Raw genomic sequence first — 18,822 nt, 5'->3', positions numbered from 1 at the left:
CGCGTCTTTTGCAAATACCCCTGACTGTTTTCAAAATTCAATTTTTATGGTACAATATCGCGGTATGTGCGGTGAGTGCCAGTGGCCTCACCCTTTTCGCGCGTAGAACCAGACATTTAGGAGGAAATTCTTAGTGGCAAAAGACGATGTAATCGAGATTCAAGGCACCGTGGTCGATACTTTACCGAACGCGATGTTCCAAGTCGAGCTTGAAAACGGGGCGACCATCCTGGCCCATGTCTCCGGGAAGATTCGGATGCACTACATCCGCATCCTGCCTGGCGACCGGGTGACCGTGGAGCTGTCGCCGTACGATCTGACCAAGGGTCGGATCACGTACCGCTTCAAGTAGGGTTGCGCTGCAGCCCTTGCCACGTGCCTGACAAGATATCCACTTAACCGGGGCCGCACTATGGCCCACCCAGAGGAGGCTTAATCATGAAAGTACGTCCATCTGTTAAAAAGATGTGCGAGCACTGCAAAGTGATCCGCCGCAAAGGCCGTGTCATGATCATTTGCCCTGCTAACCCAAAGCATAAGCAACGCCAAGGCTAAAACCTAAAACACAAATAGGAGGTGTCCATCGTATGGTTCGTATCGCTGGTGTCGACTTACCACGTGGTAAGCAAATCGTTATTGCCCTGACCTACATTTTTGGGATCGGCAAGACCACCGCTCAGAAGATCCTCAAGGAAGCAGGCGTTCCTGAAAACGTCCGCCAAGAAGACCTGACCCCAGATCAAGAAGACAAGATCCGCGCAGCCGTTGACAACATCAAGGTTGAAGGCGATCTTCGTCGCGAAGTCAGCCTGAACATCAAGCGGCTTCAGGAAATCGGCTCCTATCGTGGGATCCGTCATCGCCGTGGTCTGCCTGTTCGCGGTCAAAACACCAAGAACAACGCACGGACGCGCAAGGGTAAGAAAGTTACCATTGCCGGCAAGAAGAAATAATTAAGAAGGAGGTAATATTCGATGGCAGCACGCAAAACTACTCGTAAGCGCCGGGTGAAGAAGAACATCGAGTCCGGTGTGGCTCACATTCACTCCACGTTCAACAACACGATCGTTATGATCACCGACCCTCGCGGCAACGCGATCGCTTGGTCCTCAGCTGGTAGCCTTGGCTTCAAGGGTTCCCGTAAGTCCACGCCTTTCGCCGCTCAGATGGCCGCGGAAGCCGCAGCGAAGGAATCCATGGAACACGGCATGAAGTCTGTTGAAGTCACCGTCAAGGGCCCTGGCTCTGGTCGTGAAGCCGCGATTCGCTCCCTCCAGGCAACTGGACTTGAAGTGACCGCGATCCGCGATGTTACACCGGTTCCGCATAACGGTTCCCGTCCCCCAAAGCGTCGTCGTGTGTAATTGTGACCAGACGACTCGTCTTGGTTGACAATGTTCACTTCTCGTTTTGAAAGGGGTACAGACTAGATGATCGAATTTGAAAAGCCGAACATCACCAAAGTTGACGAAAGCACCAACTACGGCAAGTTCGTGGTTGAGCCGCTCGAACGCGGCTACGGGACCACGTTAGGTAACTCGCTGCGTCGCATCCTGTTATCCTCTTTGCCTGGTGCTGCGGTCTCCAACATCCAAATCGACGGTGTGCTCCACGAGTTCTCCACGATTGACGGCGTGTTGGAAGACGTCACCCAGATCATCCTCAACATCAAGAAGCTCGCTTTGAAGATGACCGCGGATGATGACAAAACCGTCGAGATCGACGTGGCCGGCCCGGCAACGGTGACGGCTGCCGACATCGTGACCGATAGTGACGTCGAAGTGCTTAACCCTGAGCAGTACATCTGTACCGTTGCTGAGGGCGGCCGCTTCTACGTTCGGATGACGGTTCGCACTGGTCGCGGCTACGTGCCGGCGGACCAAAACAAGAGCGACGACATGCCGATCGGGGTACTGCCTGTCGACTCCATTTTCACCCCCATCAGTCGGGTCAACTACCAAGTTGAAAGTGCTCGTGTTGGGCGGCGCAACGACTTCGACAAGCTGACTTTGGATGTTTGGACTAATGGTTCGATCTCTCCGCGCGAGGCCATCAGCCTGGCCGCGAAGATTTTGACCGAACATCTCGACATCTTCGTCAACTTGACCGATGAAGCCAAGAACGCCGAAATCATGGTTGAAAAGGAAGAGACTCACAAGGAAAAGATGCTCGAGATGACCATCGAAGAGCTCGACTTGTCTGTTCGCTCCTACAACTGCCTGAAGCGTGCTGGCATCAACACGGTTCAGGAACTGACCAACAAAACAGAAGCCGATATGATGAAGGTGCGCAACCTTGGCCGCAAATCACTTGAAGAAGTGAAGAACAAGTTATCCGACTTGGGCCTGGGTCTGCGCAAAGAAGATTAATCTCGTAAAGGAGGCCAATCCATGAGTTACCGGAAATTAGGGCGTACGAGCTCTCAACGTAAAGCACTGCTTCGCGATCTGACGACGGATCTGATCATCAACGAACGGATCACGACGACCGAAGCCCGCGCCAAGGAAATCCGCTCCACGACGGAAAAGATGATCACCTTGGGCAAGCGCAACGACTTGCACGCACGCCGTCAGGCTGCCGCATTCCTGCGCAACGAAATCGCTGACGTCAAGGAAGACGGCGACAAGGTTGTCGTTCAGTCTGCCCTGCAGAAGCTGTTCGCAGACGTTGCCCCACGCTACGCAGAACGCAACGGCGGCTACACCCGCACGTTGAAGACCGCGCCTCGTCGTGGCGATGCCGCACAAATGGTCATCATCGAACTCGTCTAAGTTCGCCTGACCACTTTTTTCAAAACCGAGCCGACCCCCGTGGCCGGTTCACTTTGATCATTTGATCGATGGAGCGTTACGATGTTGGCTACCTTTTGGTATGGGCGTCAGCCCCAGGCCTCGGCCTGCCGAGTCTAGCTTGCGAGCACCGGGCAACCGGTGTCTCCATCTCAAATGATTTTTTTTACATACTGGGCCTCCGCGAAAGCGGGGGCCTTTCGTGCCTCTGGCGGCCGCGGCCTGCCGGTCCCGGGGCGGGGCGACCAGTGGCTGGGGGTTTACTGACGAAAACCAAGCATGGTACGATGGAAGTGACGAGAGGACGCCGCTGACGCAACGAGAAAGTGGGGACGACCATGACAGACGCTATTGTGCCACGCGTTAATCGCGTGGCGATGCTGCCGAACTTGTTCTTGCGCGTGACCTATCAGGACGGCGCGGTTCGCTACGTGCGAAGCCCGGTCAATAAGCAGATCGCCGCCGGGGCCTCGCGCAAGGTGACGGCCAAGACGCTGGGGGCCATGATGCAGACCAGCGCCGCCAGCTACATTCCTGCCAACGCCATCGACATCAATCCGGACAACACCTTCACCGTCAATGCGGTGGACTACGACGGCGACGACCTGTACCGCAACGGGCGGCGGTCGTACATGGGGTGAGTTCCGATCGGGAGGGCGGCCGCCACGAGCGGCCGCCTTTTTGGTGTTCGACAAGGTGGCGTCTGGCAGTGGCTGCGATGACAGTTTCGTGGCGAGAGTGATACAGTTAGCGTTTTAGAAGCATGACAGATGCAAATATGGTATCATGATTCCGTCATGCAAAATCGGAAAAGAGGGGCATCATGGCCGAAGCGATCACGATCGATCATTTGAATTTTCATTATCCGGATGCGGATCATCCCACGCTCAAAGACATCAGCCTGACCGTGCGTCAAGGCGAATGGGTCGCCATCATCGGCCACAACGGGTCGGGCAAGTCGACGCTGGCCAAGAACATCAACGGCCTGCTGGCGCCGGATTCCGGCACGGTGGTGGTCGGCGGCCTGACGCTGGCCGAAGACACGGTGTGGGACATCCGGGCCAAGGTTGGTATCGTGTTCCAGAACCCGGACAACCAGTTCGTCGGCGCGACGGTGGCCGACGATGTCGCGTTCGGGCTGGAGAACCGCGGGGTGCCGCGGCCGGAGATGCTGGTGCGGGTGCAAGACGCGCTTGAGGCCGTCGGGATGAGCGAGTTTGCGACCCGTGAGCCGGCGCGGCTGTCGGGCGGTCAAAAGCAGCGCGTCGCGATCGCCGGGATCGTGGCGCAACGCCCGGACATCATTATTTTGGACGAGGCGACGTCGATGCTGGACCCCGCCGGCCGGGCCGAAATCGTCGCGCTGATCCAGAAGCTGCGGGCGGACACCGACTTGACCGTGCTGTCGATCACCCACGACATCGACGAGGCGGCCAAGGCCAACCGCGTCATTTTGCTCAACGACGGCGAGATTCGTGAGGCGGGGACGCCGGGCGAGATTTTCGCCTACGGACCCGAGCTGATTAAGCTGGGGCTGGACGTCCCGTACCCGGAGAAGCTGAAGGCGGCACTGGCGGCGCGTGGCGTCAAGGTGCCGGCGACATACCTGTCTGAGGAAGGCCTGGTGGATTACTTATGGACATTACATTCGACCATGTGAGCTACACGTACCAGGCCGGGACGCCGTTCGCCGGGCTGGGACTCAAAGACATCAGCACCACCATCAAGGGTGGTGCCTACACGGCCATCATCGGCCACACCGGCTCCGGCAAGTCGACGCTTTTGCAGCACCTGAACGCGCTGATCAAGCCGACCAGCGGCACCGTGACCATCGGCGACTTCACCATCACCAGCGAGACGTCGAACAAGAACCTGCGGCCGCTGCGCCGGAAGGTCGGCATGGTGTTCCAGTTCGCCGAAAACCAGCTGTTCGAGCAGACCGTGGCGCAAGACATCGCCTTTGGCCCCAAGAACTTCGGGGTGCCGGAGCAAGACGCGCTGGCGCTGGCGGCCAAAATGATGCCGCTGGTGGGGCTGCCGGAGGCGCTGCTCGAACGCTCGCCCTTTGACCTGTCGGGCGGCCAGATGCGCCGCGTGGCGATCGCCGGGGTGCTGGCGATGCAGCCGGAGGTCTTGGTCTTGGACGAGCCGACCGCGGGGCTTGATCCCGCCGGCCGCCAGGAGATGATGCAGATGTTCAACCGGCTGCACCAGGAGTCGGGGCTGACCATCGTGCTGGTCACCCACCAGATGGACGACGTGGCCGATTACGCCGACAACGTGCTGGTGATGCAAAACGGCGAGCTGGTGCGGCAAGGCACTCCGGCCGAGGTTTTCACCGATCCGGACTGGCTGCGTCAGCACTCGCTGGGGCTGCCCAAAACGGCGGTGATGGCCGAAAAGCTGGCGGCCAAGGGCTTCGAGTTCGATCCGCTGCCGCTGACCGCCGACGCGTTGGCGGATCAGCTGCTGCCACAGATTGGAGGGGACGCCCGTGAATAAGCTGCTGCTAGGGCGTTACCTGCCCGGCGACTCCTGGGTCCACCGGCTGGATCCGCGAACCAAGCTGATGGCCAGCTTCTATTACATCGCCATCATTTTCCTGGCCAACAACTGGCAGTCTTACCTGCTGATGTTCGCCGTGACCATGGCGATGCTCGCCGCGTCCAAAATCAAACTGGGCTTCTTCCTGCGCGGGGTGCGGCCGATGATCTGGCTGATTCTGTTCACCGTCGTGCTGCAGATCTTCTTCACCAAGGGGGGGCCGACGTACTGGTCCTTCGGGTGGCTGGCGATCACGCAGTTCGGGCTGGTCAACGGCGCGTTCATCTTCATGCGCTTCGTCTTGATCATCTTCGTCTCGACGCTTCTGACGCTGACCACGCAGCCGCTGTCTCTGGCGGATGCGGTCGAGTCACTGCTGCGGCCGCTGCGTAAGCTGCACGTGCCGGTGACCGAGCTGGCGCTGGTGCTGCAGATCGCGCTGCGCTTCGTGCCGACTCTGATGGACCAGACGACCAAGATCATGAACGCGCAACGGGCCCGGGGGGTCGATTTTGGCTCCGGCAACCTGTTTCAGCAGATGAAGGCGGTGGTGCCGCTTTTGATCCCGTTGTTCGTGGATTCGTTCACGATTGCCGAGGACCTCGCGACGGCGATGGACGCCCGGGGCTACCAAGGCGGCGATAACCGCACCAAGTACCGCGTCTTGAACTACCACCGAGCCGACGTGTTCGCCGGCCTCGCGATGGTGGTGCTGACGGCGGCGCTGGTGCTGCTTCGCGCATAGACAAGTGTTGCAGTCGGCGGTCGGGCCTTGAGGTCGGCCGCTTTTGACTGCCGGAAAGGCATACGATGACGCATTACAAAATGACGCTGGCCTACGACGGCACCAAGTTCGCCGGCTACCAGGTTCAGCCCCGCCAACGCACGGTGCAGGGGGTGTTGCAAAAGGCCCTGGGCAAAATGGCCAAGTGCGAGTCGATTCACGTCGACGGCTCCGGTCGCACCGACTCCGGGGTGCATGCGCTGGGCCAGGTGGTGTCCTTTGATTTCCCGGGAAATATTCCCGCCCGGTCGATGCTGCGCGCGATGAACTCGCTGATGCCCCTGGACATTGAGATCCTGAAGGCCGAAATCGTGCCCGAGACCTTTCACGCCCGGTACTCGGCCATCGGTAAGCGCTACTTGTACCGGGTTGCGCGTGGTCGCTTCACCGACCCGTTCAACCGGTTATACACCGGCCACTACCCGTACCCCCTGGACCTCGACCTGATTCGCGCGGCGCTGCCGGATGTCGTCGGCACCCACGACTTCACCAGCTTTGCGGCCAGCGGCGGCGTGATTGTCGACAAGGTCCGCACGATTTACGAGGCGACGGTGCGAGAAGACGCCGCGCGAAACGAGATCGTGTTCGAGTTTTACGGCAACGGGTTTCTCTACAACATGGTGCGAATCCTGGTCGCCACGCTGCTTGAAATCGGCAACGGCCGCCGCCCGGTTCACGACTTCCTGCGCCTGTATCAGGTGTTGGACCGCCAGCAGGCTCGCGGCACCGCCCCGGCCTCGGGGCTGTACCTGAAGGAAGTGTATTACCCCGAGGACGACCAGGCGCTTAAGTGACGGTGCGTCGCCGCCTGTTTGGCAGCGGCCGAGGCGAGGCGGCCGCTACGGTGGGGCGGACACGGCGGTGAGCTTGGCTTCGGGCTGGGATGGCGCCGAGGCGGAAAAGGGGATGCGACTTGAAGAAGCAGAGAACTTGGCTGTTGGTGGTGGGAATCGTGCTGATCGGGGCGAATCTGCGCCTGCCGATCACGATGATGCCGCCGTTGTTGCCGCGGCTGGTGGCCAGCGGCCTGCTGCCACAGGCGCTGGCCGGGCTGGTCACCTCGCTGCCACTGCTGGTGTTCGCCCTGGTGTCGCCGCTGTTCGGGCGGCTGGGCAGCCAGCACGGCAGCGGTCGCATTCTCTGGGGTGCGGCGGTGCTGCTGGTCGCCGGTAGCGGGTTGCGCCTGTTGCCGAGCGGCTGGGCGTTGCTTGCCGGGACGCTGTTGGTGGGGCTTGGCATCGCCGCCGGCAACGTGCTGCTGCCAGCCTTAATCAAGGCCGAGTTTCCGCGGCGCATCGCGGTGATGACCACGGTGTACACCACCGCGATGGGGCTGGTCGCAAGCCTGGGCACGGGAACGGCTGGACTTTTGGCGCAGCACGTCGGGGTCACGGCCACCGAGGCGGTGCTTGGCAGCGTCTCGGTGCTGGCCCTTTTGGTATGGACCCTGGTGCTGCCGCGGTTGACCGGGCCGCGAGGCGGTGGTGTACAAGCGCGTCTGCGCGTTGGCCGGTACCCGATGGCCTGGCTGGTCGCGGCGTTCTTCGGACTGCAGTCGATTCTTTACTACACGCTTTTGACCTGGCTACCGACGATTTGGCAGGCCGCGGGGTTCGATGCGGTGGCGGCCGGCAGCCTGGCCACGCTGTTTCAGCTGTCCGGCCTGCCGCTGACCATGCTGACGCCGAGCTTGGCCGAGCGGCGGCATGGGCTGGTGGGGTTAGTGATCTTCGTCACCGCAGGCTTTGGCCTCGGGCTGCTCGGCGTGTTGGCGGGGCCGGCCAGCTTCGGCTTTCAGGCGGTGGCCGCGGTGGTCGCCGGCACGGCCAGCGGCGCCGCGTTCTCGCTGTGCATCGTCTTTTTTCAGCAGAAAACCGCCAGTCCCCGGGCAACCGCGGCGCTTTCCGGCATGGCCCAGGCCAGTGGCTACCTGCTGGCGGCGGCCGGCCCCCTGGGCTGTGCGTGGTTGGGGCAGCGGCTCGGCTGGGCGCCTGTGCTCGAGCTGTGCCTGGGCCTGACCGTGCTGCTGGGCGGCTTCGGCGGCCTGGTGCTGCGGGGCCCGAAGATTCAGGCGTGAGGGCTGCTGGGAACGCCTGGTGGAGTTGACGCGAAAAACGCGTCGGTCGCGTTGACTTCCCGCCGCATTTTTGGTATGTTAGTAGCTGGTATTGTTTGCCCCACGATAAGCCCCGGAAACTTATGACGTGTCAAACAAGCACAGAAACATTGGAGGAAACAAATCGTGCGTACAACATTTATGGCTAAGCCAGGCGAAATCGAACGTAAATGGTATGTGATCGACGCAACGGACATCAGTCTTGGCCGTTTGGCTTCCGTCGTCGCTTCCATCCTGCGCGGCAAGAACAAGCCGACCTTTACCCCGCACGTTGACACCGGTGACAATGTCATCGTCATCAACGCCGCGAACCTGAAGCTGACCGGCAACAAGGCCAGCGACAAGATCTACTACCGTCACAGCCAACATCCAGGTGGTTTGAAGCATGAAGTTGCTGGCGATCTGCTGAAGAACGACCCAGCACGCTTGGTCGAATACGCTGTCAAGAAGATGCTGCCTACCAAGAACACGCTTGGTCACCAGCAATTCATGAAGCTTCACGTGTACGCCGGGGAAGATCACTCCCACGAAGCACAGAAGCCAGAAGTACTCGACATCACCAACCTAATCTAAGGAGGATACAACTGTGGCTCAAGTATCTTACAGCGGCACTGGTCGCCGCAAAAACTCCGTTGCCCGGGTCCGTCTGGTTCCTGGCTCCGGCAAAATCACAATCAACGGCAAGGACGTCCACGACTACCTGCCATATGAAAACCTGATCCTTGATCTGACCCAACCTTTCGGTATCACCGAAACCACCGGTCAGTACGACGTCTTGGTTAACGCCAATGGCGGCGGCTTCACCGGTCAGACCGGTGCCATCCGTCACGGGATCTCCCGTGCGCTGCTCACCGTTGACCCAGACTTCCGCGGCCCCCTCAAGCGTGCCGGCATGCTCACGCGTGACCCTCGTATGAAGGAACGTAAGAAGCCAGGTCTGAAGAAGGCCCGTAAGGCTAGTCAGTTCTCCAAGCGTTAATCGTTCTCGATTCAACGCCGCGAGCGGTTGCTTCGGCAGCCGACTGATCCGGCTGACGGACAAGGTAAGCCCACTCATTGCGAGTGGGCTTATTTTTGTGCCGTGGCGAGCTTCAAAGTTGACGGCCTAATTGGTAGGGCTTACACTAGATTCAGATGATTGTCAACGGGCAGGCGAAAACGCTGCGGCCGCAGCGCTTGCAACTCTACTGCTTAGGGGGAAGGTCCGGGACATAAGCATTCCCAGTACCCCCACCCATGCCATGCCGAACCAGGCAACAACGTCGACGTTTTCGTGCAACGGCCTCCTCCGATTGGGGCCGACCACCAGGGTGTGGACCACCACCCTCCTGCCGCACAGTCCGGTGCCTACTCGCTTGCGAGGTAGCTGCGGCACCGAACTGACAGGGGGCTTGTCCCAACGTGCCGCGCAGCGATGCGAGTGCGGTGAGACGACAGCACCAGAACGCAAGTCGTCAGCAAGAAAACTGAGGCTGCCGCGGGTTTTGAACCCGCGGTGGCTTCGGCGCGTCTGGCGCATTTGAGGCCGGTGTGGGCGGCGATGCCTGGCACGGATCGCCGCTTGGCTGCAGGCGTCGACGCAAGGCCTGCGGCACCGTGGCCACGGCAAGCAAAAACCGTCAGACCATTGAGTTCCCGGCAGTCATGAGACGAGGCGTCTCGTGATTGGGGGGAGTCCTCAATTCGGTCTGGCGGTTTTTCAGTGCTTCGGGGAATGCTAGTGTTCGCGGTGCTTGCACAGTCCGGTGAGGCCGAATAGCGAGAGCAGCGCGGCCACGCCGTTCATGCTCAGCAAGGCGGCCGCCTGGGTCGCCTCGCCGGTTTGTGGCAGGTCGCGGCCGGTCGCGCTGGTCGTGGTAGCTGGTGCGGCCAGGGTCACTGGGTTGACGGCGGTCACGCTGGCCTTGTCAGCCGCGCTGGCCGCGACGGTGGTTGATTTGCCTGGGTGAGCGGCGGCGATGGCGTGAAGCGCGGTCCCGGTGGCCGGCTTGCCGGCCAGCGCGTGTTGCTGACGCGTTACGTTGTCTTCAAGCGACTCCGCCTGGGTCAACTTAGCCAGCTTGGTCTTGGCCGCGGCGAGCCTGGTTTTGGCGGCAACCGCAGCGGCCTTGGCTTCGGCCAGCGCTGCCTTGGCGGTTTGGGCGGTGGCCTTGGCGGCGGTCAGGGATTGCTTCAAGGCGGCGAGCTTGGCCGTGGCCTGGTCGTAGGCGGCTTGGGCCGCGACCAACGCGGTCTTGGCTGCGGCCAGTGCGGCCGAGGCCTTGGCCTGGGCCGCCGGCACGTCGGCCAGCAGGGCGGCCTGCTTTTGGGCCGCAACTAGCGCGGCCTGGGCCTTGGCGGCTGCGGTCTTGGCGGCGGTCAGCGCCGTCGTGTCGGCTTTTTGCTTGGCGAGGGCCGCGGTCAGTGCCTGCTTGGCGCTGGTCAGCGTGGCCGTGGCTTGCTTCAGCGCGGCCTGGGCGGCAGCGGCGGTGGCTTGGGCCTGCTTCAGCGCGGCGGCCTGTTCGGCTTGCGACTTCAGGCTGTTGGTGTAGGCGGTCTGCGCCTTGGCGGTTGCGGCCTGGGCCTGCTGTAGCGCTTCCTGGGCCGCCTTCAGCGTCTTTTGGGCGGCAGCCAGCGCGGCGGCGTTGGCCTTGCTGCCGGCGGCCAGCTGGTCAACCTTCTTTTGGGCGGCGGTGACGGCAGCGGTGGCGGTGGTGACGGCCTTTTGCGCCGTCGTCTGCGCGGTCTTCGCCTGTGTCAGCGCCGCCTTGGCGGCTGTCAGCTGGTCGGTGGCGGTGGCGACGGCGGCCGCCTGCTTGGTGGTGTCGACCTTGGCGCCGGTGGTCAGGCCGGGCGTGGCAATCACGGTGCGGTCAAAATTGGCGGCGTTGCCAAAGGACGCGGCGGTGTCCGGCACGAAAATCATGCGGTAGGCCTCCATGGTCGCCGGGTCGGCGCCGAAGAAGGTGTCCCAGGCCCCGAAGAAGGCGTCGTGAACGCCGTTAGCGGCGATCGAGGCCAGCTGGTAGTTGGCGATGCCCAGAATCTGTTTGCCGGCCAAGAAGGTGCTGTCGTTCTCAACGGTGGCGTTGCGGTCGGCGTAGATGTCGGCCCCGACGCTGTAGACCTGATTGAAGACGAAGGCCATCAAGGCGCGTTGCTTGACCTCCTTGAAGGTCATGGTGTGTTGCGTGACGGCCCAATCCGCGATGCCGACGTCTTGGTCATCGGACATGACCTGATCGATGATCAGGTTCTCGTCGACGCCCGAGGTTTTGGCGAGGTGGTCCAGGGCATCGGTGATGTCGCCACCCTTGACCGCGGCCGCGTTGACGGCCTTGGCCAAGGCGATGGTGTCTTGGTTGACCTTGACCGCGCCGACCTGATCGATGATTCCGAACTGGGTGCGAATCTCGTTGATGGCGCCGGCCAGCGTCTGCACCAGCTCGGTGATCTCGGCGGGGCTCAGCTGCTTGAGCGTGTCGTTGTAGTCGCGCGTGATCTTGAAGACCTTTTTATCGTTGGCGGTGTTACCCGTGTAAGCAAGGGTCAAATGGCCGTTGGAAGCGTCGCCGCCGAACGCCTGGTTGATCGCGTTCATGTCGGCGACGCGGACCTTGATGCTGGCGTTGGCCTGGGTGTCTTGGATGTACTTGGCCACCGCCTGCTTCAGGGCGGCGGTGACGGTCACCTTGACGCCGCTCTTGGTGCTGGATTGGCTCTTGGCGGCGGTCAAGGCCGCGGTGGCCTGGTCCAGCGCCTGCTGCGCCGTCGTGACGCCGGTCTGGGCCGTCTTGACGGCGGCCTTGGCGGTGGTCAGGTCGGCCGTGGCCTTGGCGAGCGCTTGTTGGGCAGTGGTCAAGGCGGCCTTGGCTTGCTCAGTGGCGGTGTGGTCGCTCGCCTTGGTCGCCGCGTCAACGGCGGCCTGGGCCTGGTCGACCGACGCCTGGGCCTTCGCCTCGGCAGCCTTGGCGGTGTTGAGCGCGGTCAGGGCCTTGGCGGTGTCGGTTTGCTTGGCCGCGGCAGCCACCGCGGCGTCGGCCGTTGCGACCTGGTCCTTGGCCGACACCTGCGCCTGGGTGGCGGTGGTGACGGCAGCCTTGGCGGCCTTGACGGTGCCGGCATCCGCGTCAACGGTTGCCTGGGCCTTAGTCTGGTCTGCGGTTGTAGTCGCAACGGCGGCCGAAGCCTCTGTCACGGCCTGTGCCGCGGCCGCCTGATCGGCCGGGGTGGCGTGTTCGGCCGCGCTTTGGGCGGCGGTGACGTCGGCCTGGGCCGTGGTCACACTGGCCTGTGCCGCGGTCACGGTTTGCGCGGCCGCTGCGGCCTTGGCCTCACCGGTAGTCAAGGCTTGGGCGGCCTTGGTTTCGGCTGCGGTTGCCGCATCGGCGGTTGCCTGGGCCGCGGCCTGGGCCTGCGTCGTGGTGGTGGCTTGGACCTGGGCGGTGGCGACGGCCGCTTGCGCCTGCTCCACCGGGGTGGCGCTGGTCGCCGTCGCGGTTGCGGTCGGTTGGGTCTGATCGGCCGGGGCAGTGGTCGGGGCCGTCGTGTCGGCCTGCACAACGGCGTGGCCGCCGATGCCGGTGATCGCGGCCGCCGCCAGCGTGGCGGCAAGCGTCAACTTACCTTTATGTAGAGTCGTCCCTTTGGTGAGCCGTTGGGTCCGATAATCTTGACGTGTTTGCGTCATAATACGTGTTCCTCCAAACTTTAGTTGCTCGGCTGCAATATCGGCCGTGATCGATAATTATTGCGACCGCCATCGTAGCCAAAAATCACATATATGCACGTGGATTTCCGCCTGGTTCGCCGGATTTGCATATATGCACGCGAATCTCGAGATATTATCATCGAAATCACAATAAATATCACTGTGTAAGCATTTTATAAAAATACTTATACGGCGAGCTTAGCCCCTTATTGAGGCCCAGTCAACGGGATAAACCTACCGTTAACTATCGGTTGGCGGGTCAGGCATCTCCGCCGACCGCCGCGGGGTTTTGTGCTATTCTTGAGGGGTGATGAAATTCATTTTTGGGGAAGATTTATGAGTCAGTTTATTTTCTTATTGTCTGACGTGCTGGCGCTGGGCACCGCACTGCTGGTTGTACTCGGCGGCCTCGCCTTTGCCACCTGGGTCCGGGCCAGCACCGCCGCCCCCTGGGTCGTGGCGCATCGCAAGGCGCTACTGGGTGCCGGTACGGCGGTGGGGGCCTTGTACCTGGGCGGGTTGCTGCTGAACGCTTCGACGCGCTGGACCGCCTTGAACCTGCTGATTGTGACGCTTGCGCTGCTCAGCCTGAGGCCGCGCCGGCGGCCACGGGCCTGGCTGGCAGGGGCCTTGCTTGCGGCCTATGCATTGCTAACGCTCGGCCACCGCGCCACGTGGCTTGCGGTCGCCGGGCTGCTGGTCGCCGCCTCGGCGCTTGCGGGGCGATTCACCGCGGCGGCGGTTCGGCGGCGGTATGGCCTGGTTCAGCTCGGGCTGCTGATCGCGCTGGCCGCCGGCTTGCTGATGGCCCAGGTGCAGTGGGTGGCGCCGGCAGCCGGACCGGCGTTTTGGGGCCGCGAGCTCTTGGCCCTGGCGCTGTTGGCCGCACTGGGCCACGGGGCGGCCGCCTTGTTGGCGGGAACGCTTGCTCGCACCAACCGCCTGGTGGTGCAGACGCGGGTCGATGAGCTGACCGGGGTCCAGAACTTCGGCACCTTCACCAAGGAGCTCGAGCGGCTGTTCTCCGACTTTCAGAAAAACGGCACGGGCTACTCGGTGTTTGAAGGGGACCTCGACCACTTCAAGCAAATCAACGACACTTACGGCCACCTCGGCGGCAACGCCGTGCTGCGGCGGCTGGCGCATGAGCTGGCCGGGTTTGCCGACGGGCTGCCGTTTTCGGCGACCGCTTACCGGCTGGGCGGCGAGGAGTTCGCCATCATCGCCCGAACCGACCTGTCCCAAGCCGCGGCCCAGGCAATCGGTGACCGCTTCTTGGAGCTGCTGCAGCTGGTGCAGTTCAACGACGTGGCGGAGGGGCTGACCATCACCTGCTCGATTGGCCAGGCCCGGGTGCAGGCCGCGGATTACAGCGCCGAGGACGTCTACAAGCAGGCCGACCGCAACCTCTACGCGGCCAAGCACAGCGGCCGCAACTGCATTGTGCCGCAGGCGGATGGCACCGACGGTCAAAACGCCTGACCGGCGGCGCGGCCGCCGACCTGCGACAAGACGTGAAGGCGGCCTGGTGGCTGATGGGCCGCAAGCGGCGGCGAGACGCCTGCCGCCCGGCGTCGGCCGAGGCAAGCCCCGTGGCGAGACGCCAAAAAGCAGTTCAACGATTGAGTTGAACTGCTTTTTTTGACGCGCGGCGCCGGTGGTCGCCTACTGTTGCTCGGCGGCCTTGACCTGCTCGCGCAGTCGGTTTTGGTACTTGATCAGCCACAGGTCGTCAGGGTATTGGGCCATCAGGTTGGCCGCGAATTCCACCGGGTCGGCCCCGACAATCTGGGCGACCGGCACCTGCTCGGCCGCGCTTTCCTGAAACATGCGCAGCATCTCCTCCAGCGGTTCTATCAAGTCGCCGCTGCGAGCGAAGTTCCACAGGTAGGCCTGCAGCGCCAACAGCGTCTGGGCGTAAGGCGCCGGTAGGGCGTTGGCGTCCTTCAAAAACTGCCGGTAGCGCTTCTTATCTCGAATTATCTTGGTCAATCCCGTTGTCATGGTCGGTCTCCTCTGACTGGTCGGTGCCGCGTCGCCGGTTGTTGATGTCGGGCGGCGGTTGAGGCGAGCAGTTTTGCTCAACTAATTGTTAACACTAGGTACCGGTACATAATATCAATGAGTAGCTGCGATGTCAACCAGTCGACCGAGTTTTCACAAGGAAGGTTGCGGCGAAGGAAAATCGAAAAATATTTCAGGAATATCAACTTAACTTGAGATTCGAAAACGCGTTCAAAACGTTCTGGCTATACTAATTGGTAATTGCGGTGCCGGTTTTTGACCCGTCGCCGCAGCGCCATTTGGGGGAATTTGGATGGTCAATCTCAAGGAGGAATTAGGAGAATGAGTCGATTGACGAATCAGCGGGTTGCGCCAGGCGCAGCCAAGGAACACTTCAAAATGTACAAGAAGGGGAAGCTGTGGCTGACCGCCGGAATTTTTGCGGTCGCGATTGGCACCGCCTCCGTCGGCGGAACCAAGGTGCAGGCGGCCAACCCGGCGCAGCCGACCCTAGAACCGGTGGCGACCACCATCACCAGCACCGGGCTGGAGCTCAGCGCCGCCATCGACGAGAAGTATCCGGGCCACATCGACCTGATGTACCTCATCGATAATGGCAACGGCTCCACCGCCATTGCGCCGGACATGTGGATCAACGGCAACGTCGACGCGACCTACACGGTTCAGCCGCTTGATATCCTGGGCTATGTGCCACAGGCGGCGGGAACGTTGCTCTCGTCGACCGCGACCGGGCCGACCAGCAAGGAGCTGCGGCTGCCGCTGGGTACTCGCAACGCCGTGATCTGGTACAAGTGGGTCGGTTTTGACACCGTGAAGACCCATTACGTCGACGAGAATGGCAAAGAGCTGGTGCCGCCGACCGAGTCCAAGCAAGGCACTGCCGGCACCGAGGAAACCGTCACCGCCCCGCACATCGGCGGTTACACCGTCAAGGGCGATGCCAAGCAGACGGTCAAGCATGGCAGCAATCAAAACAGCGAGACCCAGGTGACCTTCACCTACACCAAGAATCCGGAAGCCAAGCAGTTCACCCGCAACTTCCTGTTCGTGGATTACACCGACCCGGACAACCCGGTTCCAATTACCCAGCAGACGGCTCGCGGCGCCTGGGGGACCCCGCCGATGTCCTACGACTACAACTACGTGACCAGAGATCTGGAGAAAGAGGGTTACGTCTACGTCTCCGACAACGTGCCGGACCAGTACGTCACCGGTCCGGACGACCCATACACCGTCAACACCTACGTGATCAAAATGGTCAAGAAGCCGACCACGACGACCACGGACCCTGGGACCACGACGACGGACCCGGGCACCACGACGACGGATCCGGGCACTACGACGACGGACCCGGGCACCACGACGATAGATCCGGGAACCACGACGACAAATCCGGGCACTACAACGACGGACCCGGGCACCACGACCACAGACCCGGGGACCACGACGACCAAGCCGGCCGTGGTCAAGAAGGGTAAGCTGGTGGTGAACTACGTCGACGCGCAGGGTAACGTGATTCACAAGCAGAACGTGATCACGCGCAAGGTTGGCCGCCAGTACAAGATTGCGGTGCCGACCTTCAAGGGCTTCACCTTCGTCGCGGCCAAAACCGGCGCGTTGCGCGGCACCTTCACCGCCAAGAAGCAGACGCTGACGCTTCTGTACGAGGCCGACACCCAAACGGCATCGGTCACCTACATCGACGCGACGGGCAAGACCGTTTTACGCACGGATACACTGACAGGCCGTACCAAGCAGACCAGCGACTATGACCCGACGGCCACGATTCAGTCTTATCTCGCTCAGGGCTACACGCTGATTAGCAACGATTTTCCTGAAAAAGGGCTGGCCTTCGACGCCAACGACGGTAAGGAGCAACTGTTCACCATCGTGCTGAACTCACCGGCCGCTGCGGATGAGGACGACACCACCGGCGACGTGACCATCAACATCGACAGTCACGACACGACGGTTGGGGATGTCACCATCGGCTCGAACAATCCGACCACCGGCGACACCACCATCTCGGGTGACACTAACACAGACAACAGCCAGACCGTCATCTCCGGGGACACGAACAACGACAATAGTCAGACTACCGGTGACACCACGATTTCTGGCGACACAAACACCGATAATAGTCAGACCGTGATTTCCGGCGACACCAATACTGATAACAGTCAGACCACCGGTGACACCACGATTTCGGGTGACACGGACAACAGCCAGACCGTCATCTCCGGGGACACGAACAACGACAATAGTCAGACCACCGGTGACACCACGATTTCGGGTGATACGGATAACAGTCAGACGGTGACAAGTGGTGACACCACAACGATTAAGGATAGTGGCAACACGACTGGGAGCAACAACGTCACTGGCGATACTGACAGTAGCACGACCACCGGTGACACCACGACGACTACCGACAGTGGGAACAGCACAACCGACAACAGTCAGACTAGTGGTGACACGACGGTTACGGATAACAGCCAGATCAACACGACCAACACCGATCACAGCGGCGATACCACTATTGTTGAAAATGGCGGTGACACGACAACCGAAAATAGCGATTCAACCACGCCGGACACCGACGACAATGGTGGTGTGACCGACCCAACCCCTGACGGCAAGGACGGCGACACCCCGACCGATACCACGCCGACGGATACGACGCCGACGGATACGACGCCAGCGGATACAACGCCGACGGACACCACGCCAGCGGATACCACCCCGACCGATACCACGCCAACGGATACAACTCCGACGGATACGACGCCAGCGGATACAACGCCGACGGACACCACGCCAGCGGATACCACCCCGACCGATACCACGCCAACGGATACAACTCCGACGGATACGACGCCAGCGGATACAACTCCGACGGATACGACGCCAGCGGATACAACGCCGACGGACACGACGCCAGCGGATACCACGCCGACGGATACCACGCCGAAGGATACCACGCCGACGGATACCGCGCCGACGGATACCACGCCGACGGATACCACGCCGACGGACACGACGCCAGCGGATACCACGCCGACGGATACCACGCCGACGGATACCACGCCGACGGATACAACGCCGACGGACACGACGCCAGCGGATACCACGCCGACGGATACAACGCCGACGGATACCACGCCGGCGGACACCACGCCAGCGGATACCACGCCAGCAGATACGACCCCGACGGACACCACGCCGACGGATACCACGCCAACAGATACGACGCCGGCAGATACGACCCCGACGGACACCACGCCGGCAGATACGACGCCGCTCACCGGGCTGCCAATCACGGGTGGTAACACCGCGACGACAACGCCAACCGGCAACACGGCCAAGACGCCGGCTCGGGCCACGAACCTGACCACCGGCCGCACCACGGCGACGCCGACTGCGCTGCCGATCACCGGTGGCGCCACCACGACGCCGCTGAGCAGCCCAGCCGCAACGCCGGTCGCGACCAATGGCGAGACCTTGCCGCAAACCGGTGAGGCCAAGAACACCGCGGTGGTGGTTGCTGGACTGGCAATCCTGGCGTTCGGCCTGGCCGGTGCGTTCCTGAAGCGCCGGGCTCACTAGCCCTGGCACCACGATGACTGCAGTTCACTGCCAACGATGAGAAGGCTGCCGACGTCTCTCAGACACGGGCCACGCTAGCCCCCACTGACGCCGCCCGTCGCGCCACCGCAAGAACTGCACGAACCCTATTCCCCATGCCAGCCCCACGCTGGCGCAGGCGGCCCCTCGGCTTTTGAGAGGGGTCGTTTTTGTGCTGGCCGGTCAGTTGCATCCGCCGGCGTTTTTACGCGATTTTTACGCAACCCTTACACTGCGGTGTTAGCGGGGA

Annotated in this window: 18 protein-coding genes; 16 read left to right on the top strand and 2 right to left on the bottom strand. The window is 61.9% G+C overall.

Annotation, left to right across the window (positions count from 1 at the left end):
• Window positions 1-133: 133 nt before the first annotated feature.
• From infA to rpsI, 14 genes are all read left to right on the top strand, one after another.
• A complete protein-coding gene (gene infA, locus ACYVRZ_RS05525; RefSeq protein WP_225046482.1) occupies window positions 134-352 on the top strand; it encodes a translation initiation factor IF-1 in 219 nt (72 codons plus the stop codon).
• 86 nt (window positions 353-438) lie between these two features.
• Window positions 439-555, top strand: a complete 117-nt coding sequence (rpmJ, locus tag ACYVRZ_RS05520) for a 50S ribosomal protein L36 (RefSeq protein WP_125706037.1) — start codon at window positions 439-441, stop codon at window positions 553-555.
• A gap of 32 nt (window positions 556-587) precedes the next feature.
• Complete coding sequence (rpsM, locus tag ACYVRZ_RS05515; protein WP_262315141.1) at window positions 588-953, top strand: 30S ribosomal protein S13; 366 nt, start codon at window positions 588-590, stop codon at window positions 951-953.
• 21 nt (window positions 954-974) lie between these two features.
• The gene (gene rpsK, locus ACYVRZ_RS05510) at window positions 975-1,364 is read left to right on the top strand and encodes a 30S ribosomal protein S11 (RefSeq protein WP_125706033.1); all 390 of its coding nucleotides are present in this window, start codon (window positions 975-977) and stop codon (window positions 1,362-1,364) included.
• 66 nt (window positions 1,365-1,430) lie between these two features.
• On the top strand, window positions 1,431-2,369 hold the full coding sequence (locus ACYVRZ_RS05505) for a DNA-directed RNA polymerase subunit alpha (protein WP_461225527.1): 939 nt from the start codon (window positions 1,431-1,433) through the stop codon (window positions 2,367-2,369).
• A gap of 21 nt (window positions 2,370-2,390) precedes the next feature.
• Window positions 2,391-2,771: a 50S ribosomal protein L17 gene (gene rplQ / locus ACYVRZ_RS05500; protein ID WP_461225526.1), complete on the top strand. Its 381-nt coding sequence runs from the start codon at window positions 2,391-2,393 to the stop codon at window positions 2,769-2,771.
• A 356-nt stretch (window positions 2,772-3,127) separates the two neighbouring features.
• Window positions 3,128-3,430 (top strand): hypothetical protein, encoded by a 303-nt coding sequence (locus ACYVRZ_RS05495; protein WP_461225525.1) that lies wholly within the window; start codon window positions 3,128-3,130, stop codon window positions 3,428-3,430.
• A 182-nt stretch (window positions 3,431-3,612) separates the two neighbouring features.
• Window positions 3,613-4,449 carry an energy-coupling factor ABC transporter ATP-binding protein gene (locus ACYVRZ_RS05490; RefSeq protein WP_461225524.1) on the top strand — a complete coding sequence of 279 codons (837 nt, stop codon included), beginning with the start codon at window positions 3,613-3,615 and terminating at the stop codon, window positions 4,447-4,449.
• Window positions 4,425-5,291: an energy-coupling factor ABC transporter ATP-binding protein gene (locus ACYVRZ_RS05485; RefSeq protein ID WP_461225523.1), complete on the top strand. Its 867-nt coding sequence runs from the start codon at window positions 4,425-4,427 to the stop codon at window positions 5,289-5,291. Before ACYVRZ_RS05490 ends, ACYVRZ_RS05485 begins: the two co-directional genes overlap by 25 nt.
• A complete protein-coding gene (locus ACYVRZ_RS05480) occupies window positions 5,284-6,078 on the top strand; it encodes an energy-coupling factor transporter transmembrane component T family protein (protein WP_262315136.1) in 795 nt (264 codons plus the stop codon). The genes ACYVRZ_RS05485 and ACYVRZ_RS05480 overlap by 8 nt, the downstream gene beginning before the upstream one ends.
• 65 nt (window positions 6,079-6,143) lie before the next feature.
• On the top strand, window positions 6,144-6,911 hold the full coding sequence (gene truA, locus ACYVRZ_RS05475; RefSeq protein WP_461225522.1) for a tRNA pseudouridine(38-40) synthase TruA: 768 nt from the start codon (window positions 6,144-6,146) through the stop codon (window positions 6,909-6,911).
• Between the two features lie 119 nt (window positions 6,912-7,030).
• Window positions 7,031-8,194, top strand: coding sequence for an MFS transporter (locus tag ACYVRZ_RS05470; RefSeq protein WP_461225521.1), 1,164 nt, complete (start codon window positions 7,031-7,033; stop codon window positions 8,192-8,194).
• Between the two features lie 165 nt (window positions 8,195-8,359).
• The gene (gene rplM / locus ACYVRZ_RS05465) at window positions 8,360-8,806 is read left to right on the top strand and encodes a 50S ribosomal protein L13 (RefSeq protein ID WP_225046492.1); all 447 of its coding nucleotides are present in this window, start codon (window positions 8,360-8,362) and stop codon (window positions 8,804-8,806) included.
• A 13-nt stretch (window positions 8,807-8,819) separates the two neighbouring features.
• Complete coding sequence (gene rpsI / locus ACYVRZ_RS05460) at window positions 8,820-9,212, top strand: 30S ribosomal protein S9 (protein WP_225046493.1); 393 nt, start codon at window positions 8,820-8,822, stop codon at window positions 9,210-9,212.
• Between the two features lie 738 nt (window positions 9,213-9,950).
• On the opposite strand, the gene ACYVRZ_RS05455 is transcribed toward rpsI, so the two are convergent.
• Window positions 9,951-12,902 (bottom strand): hypothetical protein, encoded by a 2,952-nt coding sequence (locus ACYVRZ_RS05455; protein WP_461225520.1) that lies wholly within the window; start codon window positions 12,900-12,902, stop codon window positions 9,951-9,953.
• Between the two features lie 357 nt (window positions 12,903-13,259).
• Here ACYVRZ_RS05455 and ACYVRZ_RS05450 point away from each other — a divergent pair, with 357 nt between their 5' ends.
• Complete coding sequence (locus tag ACYVRZ_RS05450) at window positions 13,260-14,405, top strand: GGDEF domain-containing protein (protein WP_461225518.1); 1,146 nt, start codon at window positions 13,260-13,262, stop codon at window positions 14,403-14,405.
• 183 nt (window positions 14,406-14,588) lie between these two features.
• Here the strand turns inward: ACYVRZ_RS05450 and ACYVRZ_RS05445 are convergent, their stop codons facing one another.
• The gene (locus ACYVRZ_RS05445; RefSeq protein ID WP_461225516.1) at window positions 14,589-14,927 is read right to left on the bottom strand and encodes a DUF1048 domain-containing protein; all 339 of its coding nucleotides are present in this window, start codon (window positions 14,925-14,927) and stop codon (window positions 14,589-14,591) included.
• A 342-nt stretch (window positions 14,928-15,269) separates the two neighbouring features.
• On the opposite strand from ACYVRZ_RS05445, the gene ACYVRZ_RS05440 reads away from it, so the two are divergent.
• A complete protein-coding gene (locus ACYVRZ_RS05440; protein ID WP_461225514.1) occupies window positions 15,270-18,554 on the top strand; it encodes a mucin-binding protein in 3,285 nt (1,094 codons plus the stop codon).
• The last annotated feature ends 268 nt before the right edge of the window (window positions 18,555-18,822 follow it).

It is taken from the genome of Lacticaseibacillus suihuaensis, from assembly GCF_054785075.1.
This window is presented reverse-complemented; position numbering and strand designations above follow the sequence as displayed.

Bases quoted from the DNA above. Each gene is read 5' to 3' on its own strand.
- truA (WP_461225522.1), top strand. From the start codon at position 6,144: ATGACGCATTACAAAATGACGCTGGCCTACGACGGCACCAAGTTCGCC.
- ACYVRZ_RS05490 (WP_461225524.1), top strand. From the start codon at position 3,613: ATGGCCGAAGCGATCACGATCGATCATTTGAATTTTCATTATCCGGAT.
- ACYVRZ_RS05445 (WP_461225516.1), bottom strand. From the start codon at position 14,927: ATGACAACGGGATTGACCAAGATAATTCGAGATAAGAAGCGCTACCGG.
- rpmJ (WP_125706037.1), top strand. From the start codon at position 439: ATGAAAGTACGTCCATCTGTTAAAAAGATGTGCGAGCACTGCAAAGTG.
- ACYVRZ_RS05440 (WP_461225514.1), top strand. From the start codon at position 15,270: ATGAGTCGATTGACGAATCAGCGGGTTGCGCCAGGCGCAGCCAAGGAA.
- ACYVRZ_RS05455 (WP_461225520.1), bottom strand. From the start codon at position 12,902: ATGACGCAAACACGTCAAGATTATCGGACCCAACGGCTCACCAAAGGG.
- ACYVRZ_RS05450 (WP_461225518.1), top strand. From the start codon at position 13,260: ATGAGTCAGTTTATTTTCTTATTGTCTGACGTGCTGGCGCTGGGCACC.
- rpsM (WP_262315141.1), top strand. From the start codon at position 588: ATGGTTCGTATCGCTGGTGTCGACTTACCACGTGGTAAGCAAATCGTT.
- ACYVRZ_RS05505 (WP_461225527.1), top strand. From the start codon at position 1,431: ATGATCGAATTTGAAAAGCCGAACATCACCAAAGTTGACGAAAGCACC.
- rplQ (WP_461225526.1), top strand. From the start codon at position 2,391: ATGAGTTACCGGAAATTAGGGCGTACGAGCTCTCAACGTAAAGCACTG.
- ACYVRZ_RS05485 (WP_461225523.1), top strand. From the start codon at position 4,425: ATGGACATTACATTCGACCATGTGAGCTACACGTACCAGGCCGGGACG.
- rpsK (WP_125706033.1), top strand. From the start codon at position 975: ATGGCAGCACGCAAAACTACTCGTAAGCGCCGGGTGAAGAAGAACATC.
- ACYVRZ_RS05495 (WP_461225525.1), top strand. From the start codon at position 3,128: ATGACAGACGCTATTGTGCCACGCGTTAATCGCGTGGCGATGCTGCCG.